This window comes from Shewanella sp. MSW, assembly GCF_007636515.1.
GTDB lineage: Bacteria > Pseudomonadota > Gammaproteobacteria > Enterobacterales > Shewanellaceae > Shewanella > Shewanella indica.
Window position 1 is genome coordinate 213180 of the sequence record NZ_LVDR01000002.1, and the last position, 21512, is coordinate 234691.

Sequence of the window (21512 nt, forward strand, 5' to 3'; positions counted from 1 at the left end):
TCAAGATGCCAGAGTTGTTGAAAGAGTGGGAATCAAGGGGCTGAGGTGTTGATTCAAACTCGCCCCCTTGATTCCCATTTTATATCTAGCCTTTAGTCTAGCCCTTATCATAGTGACGGATGGGTAGCTGGCTGACGCTGTCGAGTCGCCAGGCGCCCTTCTCATACACGAAGCTAACGCTGTGCAGGGCATCCTTAAAGTCATAGCGTTGGTTCGAGTCTGGCAGGAGATTGTTAAACTCCAGCTGAATGTTCTGATAACCATCCTCGATAGACAACTTCCCCAGATGATTTGGCAGATCGATAAGGCGGCTCAGCGCCTTGTCCAACTCGCGATCTTGTATCGGCAGTTGCTGCTTAAACTGCTCACTGAACAGGGCTGCGAAGGCCTGTTTGTCCTTGCTGTGGATATAGGCGGCGTTGGTCCAGTCGGCCAACAAGAGTTCGAAGGTCTTGTTGGCCTGGGTCAGAGATGCGATTGGGGTCTTGTTGTCGTTGGTAAGGTAACTTTTAAGAGTCGCCTCGGCTTCTTCAAGGCCGCGCTCGAATATTTGCGCCACCTTTATCGCCGCCGGATCCTGGCTGGCCTTTAGCTCAGCGCTGACTCTGTTGACGGCCTCCACCCGCTCTTGCCAACTGTTGAAACCCTTCATTAAGCCTTGTAGTGAAGCTTTATGCTGCTTCATCGCTTCGGCGACAGCCTTATCCTGCTGGCGCGCCGCTCTGGCTTCGGAGCTCACATAATCTCTAAAGGTGCTGTTGAGTATGGTTTCGGGGGCATCGAAGTAGAGTCCCGCGCCGCTGTAGGGATCGACCCAGAGATCGCCTGTGCTTATTGGGGCTGATGGCTTAGGGTGGATATCGCCATAGTAGATTCGATCTAATTTGGCTTGGTTTTGGCTAAGGAAGGCGCCAATCGCCTTGCCATCAGTGGCGGACAGCAGTTGGTATTCGGCCGCCAGTTGTTGCAACTCTTTGGAGTTCTGCACCCTTTGGCTGGCATAGTAGCCGCAGCGCAGGTTACAGACTTGCTTGGTCAAACTGGAAGCCGGGCCCAGGGTGATCGCCTTGCTCTGGACAAACACCTCGGCGGTATAGATGCCTCTGGGGATGGCACCACTCTTATCCATCAGGTAGATGGTGTTGTTGGGGCTATGGCGGCCGACGACTTGGAGATCTTGCTTACTGGCGCACAGGGAGTAGTCCCTGCTGGTGACCGGCAGCTCCTTGTCATAGGTGGAAACGATCAACTTATCCAGGCTAATCCCTTCGGGCACAGTACCTGTTATGCTGAGATCGCACTGCTGAGCGTTGGCGTTGAGGGTTAGGCCACCCAGGGCCAGGCCAAGAAATACCAATCTTTGTTTCATGCAAAGTCCTTGTTGCGCGTAGTTTGTAGTGAGGCTTTTCCCCATCATGTTTTCGTTAAAAAACCATATTTGCAATTAAAATTAGTTGCTTAGTGAATGATGGTTTTCATTTATTTATGCTATCGCGAATTGTCCTGCCTTGTCATCAGTTAATGGGGAGCAAGGCGTCGGGTGATTGTAGAAAGTAAGGGGGGGACATCATCTTATGTTAAACATACCTCACTGATGCCTCGGATAGACTGTAATTGGCGGAAATTGTGCTTTCAGCCGCCGTTTATATAATGTGGTGTTCAGGTGTATCAACATAGGTGTTGAATTCGCGACAAGCTAATCATTGAAGTGATGCCTGATTCTGGCTTGGGAGAATTGCCTGAAAGGTAACATGGTTATAGGTATTAAAAATGTTCAGCACTACTACGAGTTTGAATACGCTCTGCTATAACTAGTAATTGGACAATAGATGTTTTTAATGGAGGGTTATTGCTTTATATGGAAAATGTCGTTCCATCGGATGTTGAGATTGTTACCAATTTCGAGCTTAAAAAAAGTGAAAGCTGAACCAGATTTAATTTGGACGAAAAACAATAATTAAATAAATTCCGTTAAGCGACTTATATCCCCGTAACTTTGATTTCTTGATTGCAGAATGTGAAAGATATGAATGTTTCAGGGGGCTTCTTTTCTGAATGAATCCCTGGGTAATATTTAGGTTAAGTGTTTATTGTGTTGGAATATATTATTGTTTATAGAGCCAAGGTTGAGGCTTTCAATGTTGGATGTATAAGGCTGAATCAGTCAGGGTGTGGCCGAGTTTATTAAATGTTAATCTGTTATGTGTTGAATGTAGTTTAATGAGAATCCAATAGCAAGCTGAGGCGTTGTCGCGTCCAGTTTTTATAGGTCGATATTATTTACAAGTGTATTTTTTATAATGTAAGTATGGTTATCGGTTTGTGATTTGTGAGAACGTTGAGGTTCAATTGTTGTTTTTTGAATTTATACTGAATTATTTTGTAACTGTAGAGCTTGATAGGGCTTCAATAACACCTTTTTATGAGTTAATGACTTACAATGAGTAAAGGACGGTGGGATTGTGACAGGCAGTGCGGAGCCATGCTCATGCGTTATCTGAGCTGTTGATATTCCACATTTGTCATCTTGGTCTCCTTAGAGGCATAGTGTGTAACTTATGTTTGGCATGAGAAGAAAACAGTGAAAATTGACGACCTCAGATTATTTTTATCGGTTGTGGATCTAGGCAGCTTTGCCGCAGCCGCCAGTTCCATAGGTGTTCCAAGAGCCTATGTCAGCCGCCGTATTGGTGAGTTGGAGGCTGACTTAGGTAGCAAACTCTTTACCAGAACCACACGTAAGCTGACTCTGACGCCAACCGGAGAAATCTACTATCAGCAGTTGCTGGAGATTATTCCCAGATTAGAGTCGTTAAATGAGTCGATAAAGAACCAAAGGAATATGCCAACGGGCTCGGTCAAACTGGGTTTAATTGGCGATGCCGATATTGTCGCCCACAACCTGTTGCAGGAATTCCTTCGAACCTATCCTTTAATCACTTTGGAAACTCATGTCAGTAACTTGGGATACCACGATATTTTGACCTATGGTCTGGATGCCTGTGTTCATATCGGTGAGATGAAAGACAGCTCCTTTGTGGCCCGCCCTTTGATGAGAGGATTGCGAAAACTCTATGCCAGCCCGGATTATATCGCGGAGCATGGCATGCCCACATCGATAGATGATCTGGATAATCACGCCTTGATCATTCACCGTCTGGCTAACGGTGAGCTGGAAGATAAATGGATTTTTAATCAGGGCGAGTACCGCACCCATAGCCGGCTGATTTCCAACAATAGTTCCTACGTAAAACATGCTGTTATGAATGGTGCAGGTATCAGTTTGTTGGCTGAACTGAGCGCTGCAGAACACGTTAAATCGGGCGAGTTGCAGGAAGTATTGCCCGAGTGTGAAGTTTATGTTGATGACGTTTGGTTGGTTTATCCCAGCCGCAAGGGGATGACCCATGCGGCCAGGTTATTGATTGACAGTATTATTGAAGAAGCACGTAAGTTGGATCTGTAGATTGTCACGAATTTCATGACATTGATGTGTAAATATATGTTATTGTTTTAAATATGGCTCGGCATTACTCTGTGCCGCAATTGATTCAAGTAGTTAGGAAATTGCAGTGACAAGAGTAAAACCGACCGGGCTTAAGTTAAGCCTGCTATGCAGCAGCGTGGTATTCATGCTGTGGGGTTGTGGCAACAGTGAGCAGCCACAGGCGGCCTCGACCGCGCTTCCACTGGTTCAGGTGATGGAGCTTCCGGCTCCGGTCAGTGATAGAGTGCATCAGTTCAGTGGCATTCTGGAATCAGACAAAACGGCTGAGCTGTCTTTTAGGGTGCCGGGCACACTGGAGCAGATCTTGGCTGATGAAGGCAGTCAGGTTAAAAAGGGCCAAGTCATCGCTCGTCTGGATCCCCATGACTTCCGGGTCAGTGTGATGGAGCTTGAGGCCAGACTCAGCGAGGCCGAGGCTGCACATCGTTTGGCAGCCATTGAACTTAAGCGGGTTCGCGCCGCTATTAATGATAAGGCGATAGCCGGGGTCAAACTGGATCGGGCTATCAGCGCCGAAGCCCGCGCCAAGGCGGGTGTTGAACTGTTGAAGCAATCTTTGAAAAAGGCCCAGGACTCTCTGGCTTATACCTCTCTCAAAGCTCCCTATGACGGCGTCATAGGTAAGCGCTTTGTCGACCGATATGAGCTGGTGGATGTTGGCACTCAGATAGTCACCATACATCAACCCACCACGCTTAATGCCGTGGTCGATGTCTCTGAAAGTCAAATTTGGAATCTACGCCAGGGCGCAAACGGTGAAGTCTCCTGGTTCAATGCTGAAGGTTCGGTTGCGGCTGAGATCACCCAGATTGCCAGTGTCCCCGATAGGCTCAAACGCACCTATGAAGTGACCTTTGCCCTGAAACAAGCACCCAAGGAGTTGGTCGCCGGAAAGGCGGTCAATGTGGCGGTGAACTTACCTTACGCCAGCCAAGCGCCGGTGTTTTGTATTCCGGCGATGGCGGTATCCAGTCAAAAGAGTCAGCTGTATGTTAATCGGGTGGTGAATGAGCATGCCAAGGCGGTAGCGGTTAAAGCCATGAGTCAAACCGACGACTCTATCTGTGTTTCCGGCGATCTCCAGCAAGGTGAACGTATCATTTTGGCCGGTGGTGCCTTTGTGGAAAATGGACACAAGGTGGAGGTATTGGGCGAGGCGCAGGTTAAGTCATGAATCTGTCTACCTTTGCACTGAGACAAAAAACCTTTGTCATTTTTTTCACGATTCTTGGCATGATCGCCGGGATCTACTCCTATTTTGATCTGGGGAAGTTGGAAGACCCTTCATTTACGGTTAAAAGCGCGGTTATCGTGACTCTCTATCCAGGAGCCGATGCCAAGGAAGTGGAACAGTTGGTGACTGACAAGGTCGAGACTAAGTTGGAGGAGATGGAGTCGCTGTGGAAACTGCGCTCACTGTCCCGTCCCGGTAGCTCGATGATCTTTGTTGATCTCAAAGAGAAGGTGAACTCTGACGAACTGCCGCAGCAGTGGGATTTGCTGCGCCGCAAAGTGGAAGATGTGAAGCTGGAGCTGCCGATGCAGGCGCAGATCAGCATAGTCCAGGATGAGTTTTCCGAAGTCTACGGCATGTTGTTTGCGGTCTATGGCGACAACATGAACATGGCGGAGATGAAAGACCACGCCAGGGAATTACAGCGGCGGATCAAGGCAGTTGATGGCGTGAAAAAAGTGCAACTGCACGGCATTCACGAGCAGGTGGTCAATATCCGCATCTCGGAAGAACGTCTGAGCGAAACCGGCCTGACCATGCTGCAACTGATCGATCAGTTGCAGAGCCAGAATATGCCAGTGACCGCCGGTGACTTTGATCTTGGGATTGAAAACCTGCGGGTAGAGCAGGGCGGCAGTTTCCAAACTGTGGATGATATTCGTAACGTCAGTATTCAAACCGGGATCAATGGTTTGAACTCGGCGGTGATCCGCTTGGGCGATATCGCCGATATCACGATGGACTATCAGGATCCTGCCACTACTTTAAGCCGTTTTAATGGCCAACAAGCGGTTACTCTGGCTGTGAGCCCGGTTAACGGTATCAATGTGGTTAGCATAGGCGACACCCTTAAACAGGTGCTGGCAGATTATCAGGCCGAATTGCCTGCGGGTGCCGGTATCGGGGTTATCGCTTATCAGCCGGAAGAGGTGCAGAAGTCGGTCAATAACTTCATCAGTAATCTTATTGAAAGTATTGTGATAGTTGTGGTTGTGCTGCTGATCTTCATGGGCTGGCGCAGTGCTTCGATTGTCGGTGCCAGTTTGTTGCTGACAATTCTCTTTACCCTGGTTTATATGAATTTGACCAATGTGGATCTGCAGCGGGTCTCCTTGGGTTCCTTTATTTTGGCCTTGGGGATGCTGGTGGATAACGCCATTGTGATAGTGGATCTGTTCCAGGCCAAGATTAAACAAGGGATAGAGCGTACCCAGGCGGTTATCGATAGCATCAAGGAGATGGCGGTTCCGCTGCTGGCGGCGACTGTGATTGCCGCTATGGGTACGGCGCCGGTATTGCTGTCACAAACCGACTCGGCCGAGTTCTCCTTGTCCATCGTCCAGGTGCTGTGCAGTTCACTGCTGCTTTCCTGGGTAATCGCCATGATAGTCACGCCGCTGATGTGCTGGTTCTTCCTCGGCACGGCCGTTGATGAAGACAAGGCGAAAGCCCCTTCTCGTTATTGGCTGATGTATGAAAATGCAGTTGATTGGGTAGTGGAAAACCCCAAGAAAACCTTACTGTATGTTGTCCCTTTACTGGTCGGCACCCTGTTGGCCGCACCGCTGCTGAAGGTGAACTTCATGCCGTCATCGGACCGGGCGATAGTGTTTTTGGATTACTGGTTGCCCAACGGTGGCCGCATAGAGCAGACCTCTGCCGATATGCGCAAGGTCGAAGCCTGGTTATTGCAGCAGCCAGAGGTGGAAAGTATCTCCAGCTCGGTCGGCGAGAGTGCACCGCGTTTTTCGGTGACAGTTGAACCCGAGCCGCTGGACTCCAGCTATGGTCAGATACTGATCAACACTCGCAACTATGAGGATATTGAGCCCCTGGTCAGTCGTGGTGATGCTTGGTTAAAGGCGCAATTCCCCTATGCCGAGCCGAGATTCAGGGATCTCAAGCTGGCGACCAAGGATAAGTATTCGATTGAAGCGCGCTTTATTGGCCCGGATCCCGAGGTGCTGCATCGCCTGGCCGATGAGGCAAAGGCTGTGATGGTCTCACACCCCAATCTCAAATATGTTCGCGACGATTGGCGCCAGGAAAGCAAGGTGATGACGCCTATGGTGGACCTGCATGCGGCGCGCCTCGCCGGCGTGACCCGAACCGATATTGCCAATGCCATCAATCGGGTGACCGAAGGCAGCCAGGTGGGCACCATGAGGCATGGGGATGACCTTATTCCTATTAAGCTGCGCAGCGCCAACGCGACTTTGGAGCATTTTGAGAATATTCCGGTGCGCTCTTTACTGGGCACTCACAGCGTGCCTATGGGGCAAGTGGTTGAGAGCATAGAGATCAAGGGTGAAGAAAGCATGATCTGGCGTCGCAACCGGCTGCCGGCTATTACGGTTCAGGCCGGAGTTAGCGGCGACACCGCATCCAATGTTCGTCAGCAGATTGCCGCCGAGATTGAAGCCATTGCCTTGCCGGCCGGTTATAAGATGGAGTGGGGTGGTGAATACTATGACGAGCAGCGCTCTATTGATGACTTGCTGGAACAAAACCCCAAGGCCACCTTGCTGATGCTGATCATTCTGGTCGCCATGTTCAATGCCTTCCGCCAGCCTTTGATCATCATGATCACCTTGCCACTGGCCTCCATCGGCATTGTCTGGAGCTTGTTGTTGCTGGATAAACCCTTCGGCTTTATGGCGATAGTCGGCATGATCTGCCTCTCGGGCATGATCATCAAAAACGGCATTGTCCTGATGGATCAGATAGAGCTTGAGCGTCGTAACGGTTCGGGCATCGCCGAGGCGATCAAGGCCGCGACCTTGAATCGAACCATGGCGATCTCAATGGCGGCGTTGACTACGGCGCTGGGGATGATCCCTCTGCTTACCGATCGCCTGTTTGATCAGATGGCGGCCACCATTATTGGCGGTCTCACCGCCGCATCCGTGCTGTCACTGTTTGTAATGCCGGCCCTTTATCGCCTGTTTTATCACAGGGATGAACAAAGAGAAGCCGAACAAATTGAGTTGGCAGCCCCATCACAGCCTGTATTGACAGCCAAAGAGGTGAAGTAATGAAGAAGCATATTTTGGCTGCCATTGTCGGTGTAACCCTGGTCAGTGGTTGCAGCATGGCACCTGATTATCAGTTGCCGAGCGTGAAGGTCAGTGAGCTGTATTTCAATGCCGATACCCAAGGCGTGGCGGCTCAGGCCCTTGACTATCAAGAGTGGTGGCGGCAGTTCAATGATCCGCAATTGGATGCCTTGGTAGCCGCGGCGCAGCAGCAAAACATCAACCTGAAAATCGCCGCCGAGCGGATCCGTTCGGCTCAGGCCTACGAAACAGCAGTGTCATCTTTGAAGTTGCCTTCGGTTTCTCTGGGCGGTGGGTATATGGATCTGCGGATCAGCGAGAACGATCCCATGATGGGGGGCGCCGTTTCCGGCGTCGACCTGCCCGACTCCCTCGGTGGCGGCAGCGTCAAACTGATGGACCGAGACCCCAATAGCAGCTTTCTCGGGGCGACGATAGCCTGGGAGGCCGATCTGTTTGGTCGTATAGATAGCCTGAGCCGGGCCGCCGAAATTCGGGTTGAGCAGGCAAAAATACTGAAAGCCAACCTCACCACCCTGATGACGGCCGAAGTCATAGATAACTATCTGCAATATCGCGGCGCCGAGGAGCGGATGCTGATCGCGGCCAAGAATATCAAGGAGCAGACAGAGGTGCTGGCACTGGTGGAATCGCTGGAGCGCCATGGTTATGGCTCCAGCCTGGATGTAGCCAATGCCAAGGCGGCGCTGGCGACGACCAAGGCGATGCTGCCCATGCTGGACTCGGCCAAGCAGGCGCATCTGCATCGGTTGGCGTTGCTGCTTGGGGAGAATATCAACCAAACCCAGGCGCGTTTGACTGATGCCGCATTGCCGCAGATGCAGCAGTTGATCCCGACCGGGGTGCCTTCTGAATTGTTGACCCGGCGTTTGGATATCGCCTTGGCCGAGCGGGAAATTGCCGCCAAGAACCGGGAGTTGGGGGCTGCCATTGCCGCCAAGTACCCCAGCTTTTATCTGACCGGCGCCCCGGGGATATCGGCAGATCACTTTGACGATCTCTTCTCCTCTGGTTCCACCACTTGGGCGCTGGCGGCAGGGTTCAACTGGAATATCTTCGATGCCGGTCGGACTCAAGCCATGGTTGATATCCAGGAGAGTGGCTTCAAGACCGCTGTGATGAGTTACCAACAGACGGTCAATAACGCCATCAATGAGGTGGAAACTGTACTGAGACTCTACGGCAATAGTCAAGAATATCATAAGCATATAGTCAAAGCTGAGACTCAGGCCGAGACGGCGGTGACCAAGGCCACCTCCCTGTATCGAGCCGGGCTTGAGAACCACTTGAGTGTGTTGAATGCCCAGAACGTCAAAAACAACATTCAGGATGCCGAAGTGGTGGCCAGGCTCAATACCGCCTCTACTGTTGTCACTCTGTATAAGGCGCTCGGGGGCGACTGGAGCTTGGAGCAAACCCAGTCGCAACAATAAGGCGTTGATCTTAGGTGCAGGGACTTTGTGTGAGTCTATCCCTGCACCCGCTTTTTCCTGAGTGAACCGCTGAGTCTGGTCATACTGAGAATCACAGGAGTTATTGTGAAGCCGTTAAATACCCCGCCGGAAGATGCTGGCCGCCAAGGGCAAAATACCCAGTTGCAGGCCTGTGAAGAGTGCGGTTTGGTGAGTGCTTTTAGCGAGCCCAAACCCGGCAACAAGGTGAGCTGTCCTCGCTGTCATCACGGCTTACAGTCAGCCTTGAAGGCACCGTTTCAGCAGGTTTGGGCCTACGGTTTGGCAACCCTTATCCTGTTGGCCTTGAGCCTGGGGTTTCCCTTTCTGTCTTTCAGTGTCCAGGGCTTGTCGCAAAAGGTCAGCCTCTGGGGCGCCTTGGTCAGCATGCATTACGCCAGCAACAGCATATTGGCGTTGGTGATCTTACTGTGCGTGGTGATCTTACCGCTGATCTATATCCTTTTTGCCATGTGCATCTATCGCCTGGGTTATCTGGCGAGCCTGGGGAGAGCTGTATCTTTAGGTTGGGCCCGAGTGGGCAGCAAGCTTATTTTCAAGTTTGAATCCTGGTTGATGGCCGATGTGTTTCTGGTAGGGATCTTGGTGGCCATGGTGAAGATCATCGCCTTGGCAGATGTCGGTTTCGGGCCATCTTTCTGGGCTTTTTGCCTCTACAGCATGCTATTGGTGAAGTTTGTCTCCGTCATCGACAGCTCGTGGATCTGGGATCGCTTGTCACCCAGAGAAGAGATTGCCAAGGTTCATAGCGGCGACAGTCATCTGAATCATAACCATGATTCCTGCCATATCTGCGGTCAATTAAATCTGGTGTCGAGTAAAAACTGCTGCCGCTGCGGCGCCGGGGTTCAGCCCTATATTCCGCTGCAAAGTATGCAAACCGCCTGGGCTTTTTTGCTGGCCGCCGTGGTGTTTTATATACCGGCCAACTTCTATCCCATCATGTATACCACCAGCGTTGGGCAGACCGAGGCCTCGACCATAATCAGCGGTGTGGTCTTGCTTTGGCATCTGGGTTCCTATCCTGTGGCTTCGGTGATTTTTCTGGCCAGCATAGTGATCCCTACCGCCAAGATCCTGTCTCTGGCTTATCTGTTTCACCAGGCGGGCAAAGGGCGGGTAAAGGGCAAAGAGAGTCGCAATCAGTCGCTGTACTGGGTAACCGAATTCATTGGCCGCTGGTCCATGATAGATATCTTTGTGGTGGCTTTGTTGACCGCTCTGGTTCAGTTGGATGAGCTTATGGCCATCAAGCCGGGACCCGCGGCACTCTCCTTCGCCATGGTGGTGATTTTGACCATGCTGTCTGCCATTAGTTTTGATTCCAGGGTGCTTTGGAGTCAGTCAGGGCTTAAAAAGTCTACCCATGAATAATATGAGTGAATCTATGTTAAATGACGAATATGTCCGGGCCGAAGAGTCCCCAGCCACCAAGGTGTCGGCCGTTTGGTTGATACCTATAGTTGCACTGGTGATCGGTTGCTGGATGCTTTATGACTACTTCGATCAACTCGGTAGTGAGATCAAGCTACACCTCAAGACTGCCGAAGGCATTGAGGTGGGTAAAACCTTTCTCAAGTCACGTAATGTCAATGTTGGTGTGATTGAGAGCATTAAATTGAGTGATGATTACAGCGCGATTATTGCGACGGCAAGAGTGTCGCCGGACGCCGAGAGAATGCTGACCACAGACGCCCGCTTCTGGGTGGTGAAGCCCAGAATAGGCAAAGAGGGGATCACAGGGCTGGATACCTTGTTGTCCGGTGCCTACATAGAGTTGGAGCCGGGAAGATCTGCCGTTGCCAATTATGAGTTCAATGTACTGGAGAACCCTCCGGTGGCCTCGGCCGATGAACAGGGCATTAGAGTAGTGCTTAATAGCCGTCAGGCGGGCAAGCTTGGCGTCGGCGACCCTGTACTCTACGAAGGCTTCACAGTTGGCAGAGTGGAAAGCACCGGCTTTGATACCGATAAACGCCAGGCGTTTTACCAGCTGTTTATCAATAAACCCTATGATGAATTGGTGCGCAGCAACAGCCAATTTTGGCTGGCTTCGGGGTTGAATATGCAGCTGTCTGCCAAGGGGCTGGATCTGCAGGTGGGTTCATTGGAGTCATTGCTCAGAGGAGGCGTCAGCTTTGGCTTGCCTGAGGGGCGTTTGGCCGGGGAAAAGGTTGAGGATGGTGAGGATAATTTCCCTCTCTATGATTCGCAAGAGCTGGCCAGTCAGAGCCTTTACAGCCAGTATTTGGAATATGTCATGTTGTTTGATGAGTCGGTGCGGGGGCTGCATGAAGGCGCCAGCGTCGAATTCCGCGGTATTACCATAGGTAAAGTGGTCAAGGCACCGCTGACGTTGCAGCAATATGGTGTCCATGGTGCAGGACTCAGCAATGGCACCATTCCTGTATTGGTCAGAATTGAGCTGGCACGAGTATTTGAAAACGCCGAGTCGACGGGGCTTGAGCAGCTGCGCTCAGAAATAGAAAGAGACTTGGGGGCGGGCCTGAGAGCGAGCCTCAAGACAGGGAGTCTGTTAACCGGTGCGCTGTTCATCGACTTGGATCTGTATCCGGATGCCGAGCCATACCAGGCCGGGACTTTTATGGAGTATCCACTGTTTCCTACCAAGCGTGCCGGAGTGGCCGAAATACAAAAGCAGGTGGGGCAACTGATCAGCAAATTAAATAACTTACCACTGGAGAGCACTTTCCAGGGGGTCAACCATACCCTGGAAAACACCAGTGCCGCTTTGGCGCAATGGGACAAGGTGGGGCAAAAATTGGAGCAGTTGCTTAAGCAACAGGAGATGCAGGCCTTACCGGGTGAACTGCAAAACACGCTGCGGGAATTTCAAGGGATGGCGCAGGATTATGGCCAGGACTCGGCCATGTACGCCGAATTGCAATCCAGCCTGAAACAGCTCAAGGCTGTGATGCGGGAGTTGCAGCCCTTGTCACGGCAACTGAATGAAAAACCCAACCTCTTGATCATGGGGGCAGATACTGCCGCCGATCCGACACCGAAAAAGGCCGATTGATATGCGAATTATCCTGTTTTCTCTACTGCTGGTATTGGCCGGCTGCTCCAGCCAACCCCAGGTAACCACTTACTTCTTGGGTAAAGCGCCGCAGGCAACTTCTGAAGCGAGAGCAACACCCCCTCTACGCCAGTGCCAATGGCGCCTCGCCGGGGTGGAAATGGCTGACTTTCTGGCGGGTAATGGTTTGGTTTATCAGGTCTCAAACCATGAATTGGCTATCGCCCGTCAGCATCTGTGGGCCGGCGATATCAGTGAGCAGATAAAGGTCAAGATGGCGTCTTTATTGGCCCATGAATGCCCGCGTGAGGCCTCGGTCAATATACCGGCGCAGCAGCCATTAACCCTGACTTTAGGTTTCAACGAGTTTCACGGACGATACAGCGGCGATGCTTTGATTGGGGGCGATTGGCGCATCAGTAACTCTTCCGGTGAACAAGTACTGCAGGCCGACTTTCATTATGACGTGCCCCTGGCTTCAGACGGATACCCGGCGCTGGTCGAGAGCCTCTCCCAGGGGCTTGAAAAGCTGGCGCGGGATATTAATGCCGGGATTGCGAGCCTGAATCTCACTAGCGAACAGAGTTTGGCCTCCACGCGCTAAAATACCGTTGAACGCGGCCAACTTGCTGACAAATGCCAGAGGCTTGCTGATGGTTTTTGCCTAACGCTATTTGGCTGGCGGCAGCTATGTGGATAAGCATAAAAATGCCTGCAATTGATGCAGGCATTTTTATCATCCTTAAACCACCGCCTTTGGCGGTATTGAGGGTTTCGGTTTAAGGTTTCATCGCCCAGGCGCGGAATGACTTGCCTTTGAGCTTGCGCTCACTCAGTAATTTGACCGCAGTATTGGCGCACTCGCTGCGCACCGCTACATAAGACCAGATATCCTGAATTTGTATTTTGCCCACATCGGCGCCGGTCAGGCGGTTGTCGGCTGTGATGGCTCCAAGAATATCCCCCGGGCGCAGCTTATGCTTCTTGCCGCCTTCAATGCGGATGCAGCGCATGGCCGCTCTTATCGGCGCAGAGGAAAAACTGCCGGGCTTTGGCAGTTCACTCATGGTTTGCGGGCCAAAGATATCCTCCAGCAGCGCCATTCGCATGCCATCTTTGGGGCCTACCAGGCTGACGGCCTGGCCCGAGGCACCGGCGCGGCCGGTACGACCGACCCTGTGCACATGCACTTCGGGATCGAACGCCAGTTGATAGTTGATCACCAGATCCAGGGCTTCGATATCCAGGCCCCTGGCGGCAACATCTGTGGCTACCAACACCACCACGCTCTTGAGGGCAAACTGCACCAGCGCCTGATCGCGCTCACGCTGATCCAGATCGCCATGGAGTGCCCGCACGCTGAAGCCCTGCTGCTCCAGGTTGTCGGCCAGCTCCTGGGTTTCTCTTTTGGTATTGCAAAATATCACGGCACTCTCAGGCCTGTGGGCCAGTAGCAATGCTTTCACAGCTTGCAACCTGGAGGCGGTGTCTGTCACTTCGATAAACTGCTGCGCTATGCTGAGTTGATCATGTTGCTGCTCCAACTTGATGCTGAGCGGCTTATCCATCATGGCGCGGGCCAATTCGGCAATCGGTTCCGGGAAGGTGGCGCTGAACAGCAAACTTTGGCGCTTGTCCGGCATATAGGCGCTTATCTGCTCCAGTGCATCGGCAAAGCCCATCTCCAGCATACGGTCGGCTTCATCCAACACAAGTTGCTGCAATTCGCTCAGATCCAGACGCCCCTTCTGCAGGTGGTCCAGTACCCGCCCCGGTGTGCCAACTATAATGTGCGCGCCATGTTCCAGCGAGCCTATCTGTGGCCCCACAGGCACACCGCCACACAGGGTCAGGATCTTGATGTTGTGAATGCCGCGGGCAAAACGGCGCAGTTCCTTGGCCACCTGATCGGCCAGTTCCCGGGTGGGGCAGAGCACCAGGGACTGCACCCGAAAACGTTTCACATTGAGTCGATTCAACAGCCCAAGACCGAAGGCCGCCGTTTTGCCCGAGCCGGTTTTCGCCTGAGCCAGTACATCGCGGCCCTCAATAATGGCCGGCAGGCTGGCGGCTTGAACCTGGGTCATGGCGGTGAAACCAAGATCGTTCAGGGTGGCCAGCAGGGCGGGTTTCAACGGCAGGCTGGAAAAGGGTAAATCACTCAAGCTGTGTCCTATGGGCTCGCAAATGGAGCAAAAATGGTAAAGGGGTATTGTAACAGGCGGGGATGGTTTTTAGGCAGACTAATCTTGCGGCATTGAAAAAGCCCACTCGGGTGGGCTTTCAATCTCAGGCTTGATTGAGCTTAGCGCTCATTTCTTTGCCGGGAGCCGCGCGCTTGTGAGTCGCGTTGCTGTGCCTGGTTGTTGCGCTGCTGGTCTGAGCCGCTATTGCCCTTGCCGGCGCCTTGCGGCTTACTCTCTTGGGAGCGACCGCCCTGAGGCTTGGCGTTCGCGGGTTTGCGTCTGGCACTTGAACCTTCGGTCTTGGCGCCCTGAGCCGGACGACGATGGCGGTTTTCAGCATTGGCCGGCTTGCTGCCACTACTTTTATCCAGGTTGCTGCTACGCTGGCCATCCTGATGCCCCTCTTTGGGCTTTTTCGGCTTCTTGGGCTTTTTCGGGCCTATCTTGTTCGGGTTGAGCCGCGATTCCGGCAAGGCTTCCTGAGGTTCGAAGCCATTGACGATTTCACGCTCGATAGTCTTGCCGATCAGCTGCTCTATGTCTTTGAGCTGCTTGAATTCTTCCGCACTTACCAGAGACACTGCCTGACCACTGGCACCGGCGCGGCCGGTACGGCCGATGCGGTGCACATAGTCTTCGGCCACATTGGGCAGATCGAAGTTAACCACTTGCGGCAACTGATCTATATCCAGGCCGCGGGCGGCAATATCTGTGGCAACCAACACCTTGACCTTGCCACTCTTGAAATCGGCCAGTGCCTTGGTTCTGGCACCCTGGCTCTTGTTGCCGTGGATGGCGGCGGCGCCAATTCCTTTGCCATCCAGGTGCTTGGCCAGACGGTTGGCGCCGTGTTTGGTGCGGGTAAACACCAGTACCTGTTGCCACTTGTACTCTTTGATAAGCGAGGTCAGCAGCGCCGATTTCTTTGACTTGTCTACCGGGTGCAACTTCTGGCTCACCCGCTCGGCGGTGCTGTTGGCCGGCGCCACGGAAATCTCGGCGGGATCGTGCACCAAGCCCTTGGCCAGGCGGCGAATGTCGTCAGAGAAGGTGGCACTGAACATCAGGTTTTGCCGCTTGGCCGGCAGCAAAGCCAGAATTTTTTTGATGTCGTGAATAAAGCCCATATCCAGCATGCGGTCGGCTTCGTCCAGCACCAGCACTTCCAGCTGGCCGAACTTGACGGCATTTTGTTGGTACAGATCCAACAGGCGTCCCGGTGTGGCCACCAGGATATCGACCCCTTTTCTCAAGGTCTGCATCTGTGGGTTAATGGAAACACCGCCAAAGACCACTGAGCTGCGCAGATCCAGATGTTTGCCATAGAGACTGACGCTTTCGGCCACCTGAGCGGCCAGCTCACGGGTGGGGGTCAGCACCAAAGCGCGGATATGGTTGCCCCGCGGACGAATACCACCATTGAGACGCTCCAGCAAAGGCAAGGTAAAGCCGGCGGTTTTGCCTGTCCCTGTCTGGGCGGCAGCCATCACATCCCGTCCCTGCAATACTGCGGGAATGGCCTGGGCTTGAATGGGGGATGGAGTGGAGTAACCTTGTTCGGCGACAGCGTTCAAAATCGGGGCCGACAGGCCCAGGGAGGCAAAACTCATGCAATCTTCTCAATTGACAGCGCGGAGCTGAGATATGGGAGCCGCAATGCACAGCGTTGCGGCGAAGGCGGCAAGCTTACAGCATTTGCGGCTAAAGTGCTAATTGCAGCCAACTTGAACCCTTTTATTTTACGCTTGTCTTAACTTTAACTGTTGCAAAGCAGCCGCTTAACCTATCTTGGAAAAGCAAGAGCCAAATTCAGGCCTCGACTCGGTGAGGTGTATGGGGGCAATAGAGCATATACAGGCGCAGGCCCTGCATCGCAGGGAGTATGCCCTGAGCGTGATCAAGAATGTGCAGTCGATGTCCGCCATCGACACCGCACGGCTCTCTCTCGGGCTGAATATGCTGGCTCAACATGGCCGTATCGCCTTTCATTTCCACCCGGATAGAATCGACTCCCGCGGCTGGCCCGTGTTGGCCGGTATGCTGGCCGATGGTATTTACAAGACCCAGTTTGAAACCCGGGTATCCAACGGCAAACTCTCGCCTCAGGTTGGTGGTCCGCGAGATCATTGGGAAAACCAGCTGTTCGGTGACTGTTATCGCGGCGCCAGAGGGCGCCCCAAATACGGCGCCCTGGATCTGGGCATGCATCAAAACGGCCCCTCGGCCCGTTTCGGCAGCTGCTATCTGTTGTCATCTCCTGCGTTGTTGCATCGCTGCACATTCAGTTATCTGGACTCCTGCCGTGAGCCCAGGGAAAAAGGCACTGCGGCCTGCTTTGAAGATATTTTTGCTGCGCTGTTCAACGAGTGCTTTGAACGTAGTTCGGCATTGGGCGTAGGTCAGTTGCGCCCGGCGGCCTTGGTCGATTATCTACTTGATGCCTTGCCTTTGGGGGTGGCAGCCAGGTTTGAGCGCCCCATGAGCGGTGACCTGGATCATTACATTGAGGCTCAGTGCCACGGTGAGCTGGTGATAGGTGAAGACTTGACTCATTTGGTGGCCGACCCGGCATTCAAAGGCACAGAGATGGAGATTTTGATGCAGCGCTTGTGTGACAAGTACCGACTGCAGCTGTGTTGGCATCAGGGCTATCAAATGCCGGTTGATGAGGTGCCGCCGGACTTTCGCGGCGCCGCCATGCCCAAGCTCGCCGCCTTGGTGGCACCGGATGGCCTGCTCGATGCCCGTCTGATAGGGGAAGCGGCGCTGGCACTGCATAAAGATCCGCAGCAGTGGCGCATGCTTGGCAATGAAACCGAGCTCAAGCAGCAGCTCAAGTTGCTGTGGCATGTGCTGGTGCGTTTTGGTCATAGTCGTTGAGGGCACTCCATCTCTGGTCGGTCGTCTCAATTGAGCGGGGATTAGCCGTGAGTATGCACTGTGTGCTCACAGCGGTAGCTGCGCCATCGAAGCGAACCTCTAACGTTAGTAGATCTAGCATTAAGTAGATTGTGGGGAGGGCGTTAACCTGGGGTTAAGCTGCTTGGCTTATGGTGCGTTTTTTTGATCTGGCGCAAATTTTGTGAGTCCGGTAACAGTTCCTGGGCAACGGGTTTCTTCCCTTGGCAATGCCTGCGATACTGCTTGCCTACCGAACGATTCGCCTTAGGTCAAGCTATTACCTTGCTGCTTTGGCAGCAACAGCGTCATTAGCTGATTTTGCAGTAGGATCCCATGGACAAATCCTTAGAGAAACAACTCGGTCGCTGGCTCAAAGCGCAACAATCTGCCTGTGGCCCCTTCCTTAAACTCTCTGTGTTGTTGGGCGTGCTCAACGGCTTGGCGCTGGTGGGCCAGGCCTGGGTGCTGGCCACTGTGCTGCAGGGGCTGATCATCGACGAGCTTGATAGGCAGGCATTTATTCCGCATATGTTGGCCTTTGCGACTCTGGTGTTGCTGCGAGCAGTTATCGCTTGGCTCAGAGAGCGGGTCAGCTTCGAGGCCGGCAGACGCCTCAGAGAGCAGATGCGCGCCGCCGTGCTCAATAAACTTGAACGCCTGGGGCCGGCCTTTGTCAATGGCAAGCCTGTCGGCAGCTGGGCCAGTATAGTGCTGGAACAGATAGAAGATTTGCAGGATTTCTATGGCCGTTACCTGCCGCAGATGAGCCTGGCGGCCTTTATTCCGCTGATCATCTTGGTATGTGTGTTCCCCATCAACTGGGCCGGTGGCCTGATTTTGCTCGGCACCGCTCCCCTTATTCCACTGTTTATGGTCTTGGTCGGCATGGGTGCCGCCGATGCCAACCGCAAGCATTTCGGTGCGCTGCAGCAATTGAGCGGCCACTTTATGGATCGCCTCAAGGCCTTGCCGACACTCAAGCTTTTCTATCGCGCCGAAGCGGAGCAGCGCGCCATAGGCAAGGCCTCGGAAGATTTTCGTGAGCGTACCATGGCAGTGCTCAGAATGGCGTTTCTCAGCTCCGCCGTGCTGGAGTTTTTCGCCGCGGTATCCATCGCCATTTTGGCGGTGTATTTCGGCTTCAGTTATCTGGGGCACCTGGACTTTGGTCATTACGGCATGGGTATCAGCCTGTTTACCGGCATGTTTGTGCTGATTTTGGCACCTGAGTTTTATCAGCCGCTGCGCGACATGGGCACTCACTACCATGCCAAGGCCCAGGCGGTGGGCGCTGCCGAATCCTTGATGGCACTGCTGGAGTTGCCTGAGCCGCTCAAGCGTGGTGAACAGCCCCTCCCCGGTGAGGGCATTGAACTGCAGGCCCGGGATCTCAAGGTATTGAGCATAGACGGCGTGCCTTTACTGGGGCCGCTGAGTTTTAGCTTAGCGGCGGGCGAGAAGCTGGCCTTGGTGGGCCCGAGTGGCGCCGGTAAAACCAGCCTGCTCAACGCTCTGCTGGGTTTTCTGCCCTATGAGGGCAGCTTAAAGCTCAATGGTATTGAACTGGCCGAGCTGGATCCTGCCGCCTGTCGCAGCCGTATCGCCTGGCTTGGCCAGAATCCGCAGCTGTTTCACGGCTCTATCGCCGATAATCTGCGTCTCGGCCAGCCCGAACTGACCGAGGCGCAATTGTGGGATTATCTGCAACAGGCCAAGGTGGCCGACTATGTTCGCGCCTTGCCGGATGGGCTGGCACACCAATTGGATGAATACAGCGGTGGCCTGTCTGTGGGGCAAGCGCAGCGGCTGGCGTTGGCCCGTGCCCTTGGGCGTCAGGCGCAGCTGTTTGTGCTCGATGAGCCCAGCGCCAGCCTCGACAGCCAGAGTGAACAACTGGTGCTTAGCGCGCTGTGGCAGGCGATGGCTGGCAAGAGCTGCCTTATGGTGACCCACAGATTGGATCAACTGGATCGGATGGACAGAGTTCTGGTGCTGGATCAGGGAAAACTGGTGCAGCAGGGCACTTTTGCCGAACTCAAAGCGCAGCCGGGCTTACTGGCGCAGATGCTGGATGAGCTGCCGTTGGCGGTTTCCCTCGATGATGCGCCAAAGGCATCGGCGCCGCCGATTGCCGCGAGCGCTGAGGCGGAAGCCGTGCCCGAGTTAAAGTCAGAATCAAAACCAGAGTCAAAGTCAGAGTCAGGGGAGGAGCGTTGAGATGAAGCTGTTACTGCCCTTTATCCGGCTATTCCGCCGCCAGTCTTTGATGATGTTTGTCGGCCTGCTGCTGACAGTAACGACCCTAATGGCCGGTATTGGCCTGCTGTCGCTCTCCGGTTGGTTCTTATCTGCTACCGCAGTGGCCGGTCTGGCTTTGGTGACGGCGGAAGCCTTCAACTACTTTACTCCGGCGGGCGGGGTGCGTTTCCTCTCCATTGCCCGCACGGCAAGCCGCTACGGTGAAAGGCTGGCTACCCATGAGGCCACCTTCAGGATCCTGACCGATCTCAGGTTGTGGGCCTGGCGCTCTTTGCTGCCTTTGAGTGAACGTAATCTATCCGGGATGCGCCGCGGCGATCTGCTCAACCGTTTGGTGGCCGATATCGACACGCTGGATCACCTGTATCTGAGGTTGTTGACGCCGCTGACGGCCTTCTTGCTGATGCTGCTGGCATTGACCACCTTTATCGGTTGGTTTGATCTCAACTTGGCTATCCTGCTTTGTACTGGCCTCTTGCTCAGTTGGTTGTTGTTGCCGAGTGTGTTCTATCTGCTTGGCAGGCGACCCGGGCGCGAGCTGATTGAAGCGCGGCGCAGCTACCGGGTTCGGCTGCTGGAATGGTTGTCCGGTCAGGCAGAGCTGAGTCTGTTTTCCGATGCCAAAGGTGGCGCTGCTGAAAGCTTTCGGGCGGAACTCGACCGCGCCGAGCAGAGCTGGTTTGCCAGTCAGAAGGCGATGGCGGCGATCACAGGTCTGAGCCAGGCAATGTTGATCCTCTGTCACGGCTTGCTGGTGTTGCTGCTGCTCTGGTTTGCCGCCGCAGGTGTTGGTCCGGCCGTGCCCCCCGGGCCTTTGCTGGCCATGGTCTTGTTTGCCACTCTGGCCTGTATTGAGATGATGATGCCGTTGGCCGGTGCCTTTCAACATCTGTCTTCTGTGCTCTTGGCTGCCAAGCGGGTGTCCGAGTTGACAGAGCAGCGCTCCGACATTGAATTTCCTGCCGTCTCGGCAACTGGGCCCGAGAGCGGCGCTCTTATCATCAAAGATCTGCATTTCGGTTACACGGACACCCAGCCAGTGCTGCAAGGCTTGTCGCTGCAGGTCCCTGCGGGCAACAAGGTGGCACTCCTGGGTAAAACCGGCTCGGGTAAGTCCAGCCTGCTGGCCTTGATAACCCGTCAGTGGCAGCCGCAGCAGGGTGAGATACTGCTGGGCGGTGTGCCTGTGGCCTCCTTGGATGAAAAGACCTTGCGGGCTTCCATGACAGTGGTCAGTCAACGGGTACAATTGCTCAGCGCCAGTCTCAGAGATAACCTGCAGCTGGCCTTGCCGGAAAAAGTCACCGATGACACGCTAGCCGAGGTGCTGCGCCAGGTTGGGCTGGAGGGGTTACTTGCGGGTGAGGGGCTCAACGCCTGGATAGGTGAAGGCGGGCGTCAGTTATCCGGTGGTGAGCAACGCCGGATCGGCGTGGCTCGGGCGCTGCTGCGGGATGCGCCGTTGCTGCTGCTTGATGAACCCACCGAGGGGCTGGATCGGCGTACCGAGCAGGAGATCCTCAGGTTGCTGCTGCAGTTTGCCAAAGACAAGACGCTGGTGATGATAAGTCATCGCCTAACCGGTATGGCGCAGATGGATGCCATTCACCTGCTGGATGAAGGCAAGATAGTGGCCAGTGGCAGTCATGAGCAACTGCTGCAGGAGTCGACCGCCTACAGCGCCCTGTATCAGAGGTTACACTGAGCCGCAGAGGTTTAAAAACCGACTCAATAAGAGGCTCAAGTTAGACTTATTCAAAGGGATGCTCAGCATCCCTTTTTCTTTTAAAAGCGCTAAATTCTCGCCTGGATCACAGATCCCATACGGGTTCAAA

The 21512-nt window shown here is 53.8% G+C and carries 13 protein-coding genes; 10 read left to right on the plus strand and 3 right to left on the minus strand.

The window, feature by feature from the left end; genetic code table 11:
- Nucleotides 1-97 precede the first annotated feature (97 nt).
- Nucleotides 98-1369 (minus strand): hypothetical protein, encoded by a 1272-nt coding sequence (locus AYI96_RS02555; protein ID WP_144360945.1) that lies wholly within the window; start codon nt 1367-1369, stop codon nt 98-100.
- Between the two features lie 1212 nt (nt 1370-2581).
- Here AYI96_RS02555 and AYI96_RS02560 point away from each other — a divergent pair.
- From AYI96_RS02560 to AYI96_RS02590, 7 genes are all read left to right on the plus strand, one after another.
- Nucleotides 2582-3466 carry a LysR substrate-binding domain-containing protein gene (locus tag AYI96_RS02560; protein ID WP_071475444.1) on the plus strand — a complete coding sequence of 295 codons (885 nt, stop codon included), beginning with the start codon at nt 2582-2584 and terminating at the stop codon, nt 3464-3466.
- A gap of 106 nt (nt 3467-3572) precedes the next feature.
- Nucleotides 3573-4682 carry an efflux RND transporter periplasmic adaptor subunit gene (locus tag AYI96_RS02565; protein WP_233962940.1) on the plus strand — a complete coding sequence of 370 codons (1110 nt, stop codon included), beginning with the start codon at nt 3573-3575 and terminating at the stop codon, nt 4680-4682.
- A complete protein-coding gene (locus tag AYI96_RS02570; protein WP_144360946.1) occupies nt 4679-7777 on the plus strand; it encodes an efflux RND transporter permease subunit in 3099 nt (1032 codons plus the stop codon). The genes AYI96_RS02565 and AYI96_RS02570 overlap by 4 nt, the downstream gene beginning before the upstream one ends.
- Nucleotides 7777-9252, plus strand: coding sequence for an efflux transporter outer membrane subunit (locus AYI96_RS02575; RefSeq protein WP_144360947.1), 1476 nt, complete (start codon nt 7777-7779; stop codon nt 9250-9252). The genes AYI96_RS02570 and AYI96_RS02575 overlap by 1 nt, the downstream gene beginning before the upstream one ends.
- Before the next feature lie 105 nt (nt 9253-9357).
- Nucleotides 9358-10665: a paraquat-inducible protein A gene (locus tag AYI96_RS02580; protein WP_260852936.1), complete on the plus strand. Its 1308-nt coding sequence runs from the start codon at nt 9358-9360 to the stop codon at nt 10663-10665.
- The gene (gene pqiB / locus AYI96_RS02585) at nt 10658-12331 is read left to right on the plus strand and encodes an intermembrane transport protein PqiB (RefSeq protein ID WP_233962944.1); all 1674 of its coding nucleotides are present in this window, start codon (nt 10658-10660) and stop codon (nt 12329-12331) included. Before AYI96_RS02580 ends, pqiB begins: the two co-directional genes overlap by 8 nt.
- 1 nt (nt 12332) lies before the next feature.
- Entirely contained in the window at nt 12333-12935 is a 603-nt protein-coding gene (locus tag AYI96_RS02590) for a membrane integrity-associated transporter subunit PqiC (protein ID WP_071475446.1), read from the plus strand.
- 175 nt (nt 12936-13110) lie between these two features.
- Here AYI96_RS02590 and dbpA read toward each other — a convergent pair whose 3' ends face one another.
- Nucleotides 13111-14496, minus strand: coding sequence for an ATP-dependent RNA helicase DbpA (gene dbpA / locus AYI96_RS02595; RefSeq protein WP_144360948.1), 1386 nt, complete (start codon nt 14494-14496; stop codon nt 13111-13113).
- A 140-nt stretch (nt 14497-14636) separates the two neighbouring features.
- Nucleotides 14637-16127, minus strand: coding sequence for a DEAD/DEAH box helicase (locus AYI96_RS02600; protein ID WP_039034517.1), 1491 nt, complete (start codon nt 16125-16127; stop codon nt 14637-14639).
- A gap of 223 nt (nt 16128-16350) precedes the next feature.
- On the opposite strand from AYI96_RS02600, the gene AYI96_RS02605 reads away from it, so the two are divergent.
- The 3 genes from AYI96_RS02605 to cydC all read left to right on the plus strand — a co-directional run bounded on the left by AYI96_RS02605 (nt 16351) and on the right by cydC (nt 21382).
- Nucleotides 16351-17397, plus strand: coding sequence for a DUF3626 domain-containing protein (locus AYI96_RS02605; RefSeq protein ID WP_144360949.1), 1047 nt, complete (start codon nt 16351-16353; stop codon nt 17395-17397).
- Between the two features lie 354 nt (nt 17398-17751).
- Nucleotides 17752-19635, plus strand: a complete 1884-nt coding sequence (cydD, locus tag AYI96_RS02610; RefSeq protein WP_144360950.1) for a heme ABC transporter permease/ATP-binding protein CydD — start codon at nt 17752-17754, stop codon at nt 19633-19635.
- Between the two features lies 1 nt (nt 19636).
- Nucleotides 19637-21382, plus strand: a complete 1746-nt coding sequence (cydC, locus tag AYI96_RS02615; RefSeq protein ID WP_144360951.1) for a heme ABC transporter ATP-binding protein/permease CydC — start codon at nt 19637-19639, stop codon at nt 21380-21382.
- Nucleotides 21383-21512: the final 130 nt, after the last annotated feature.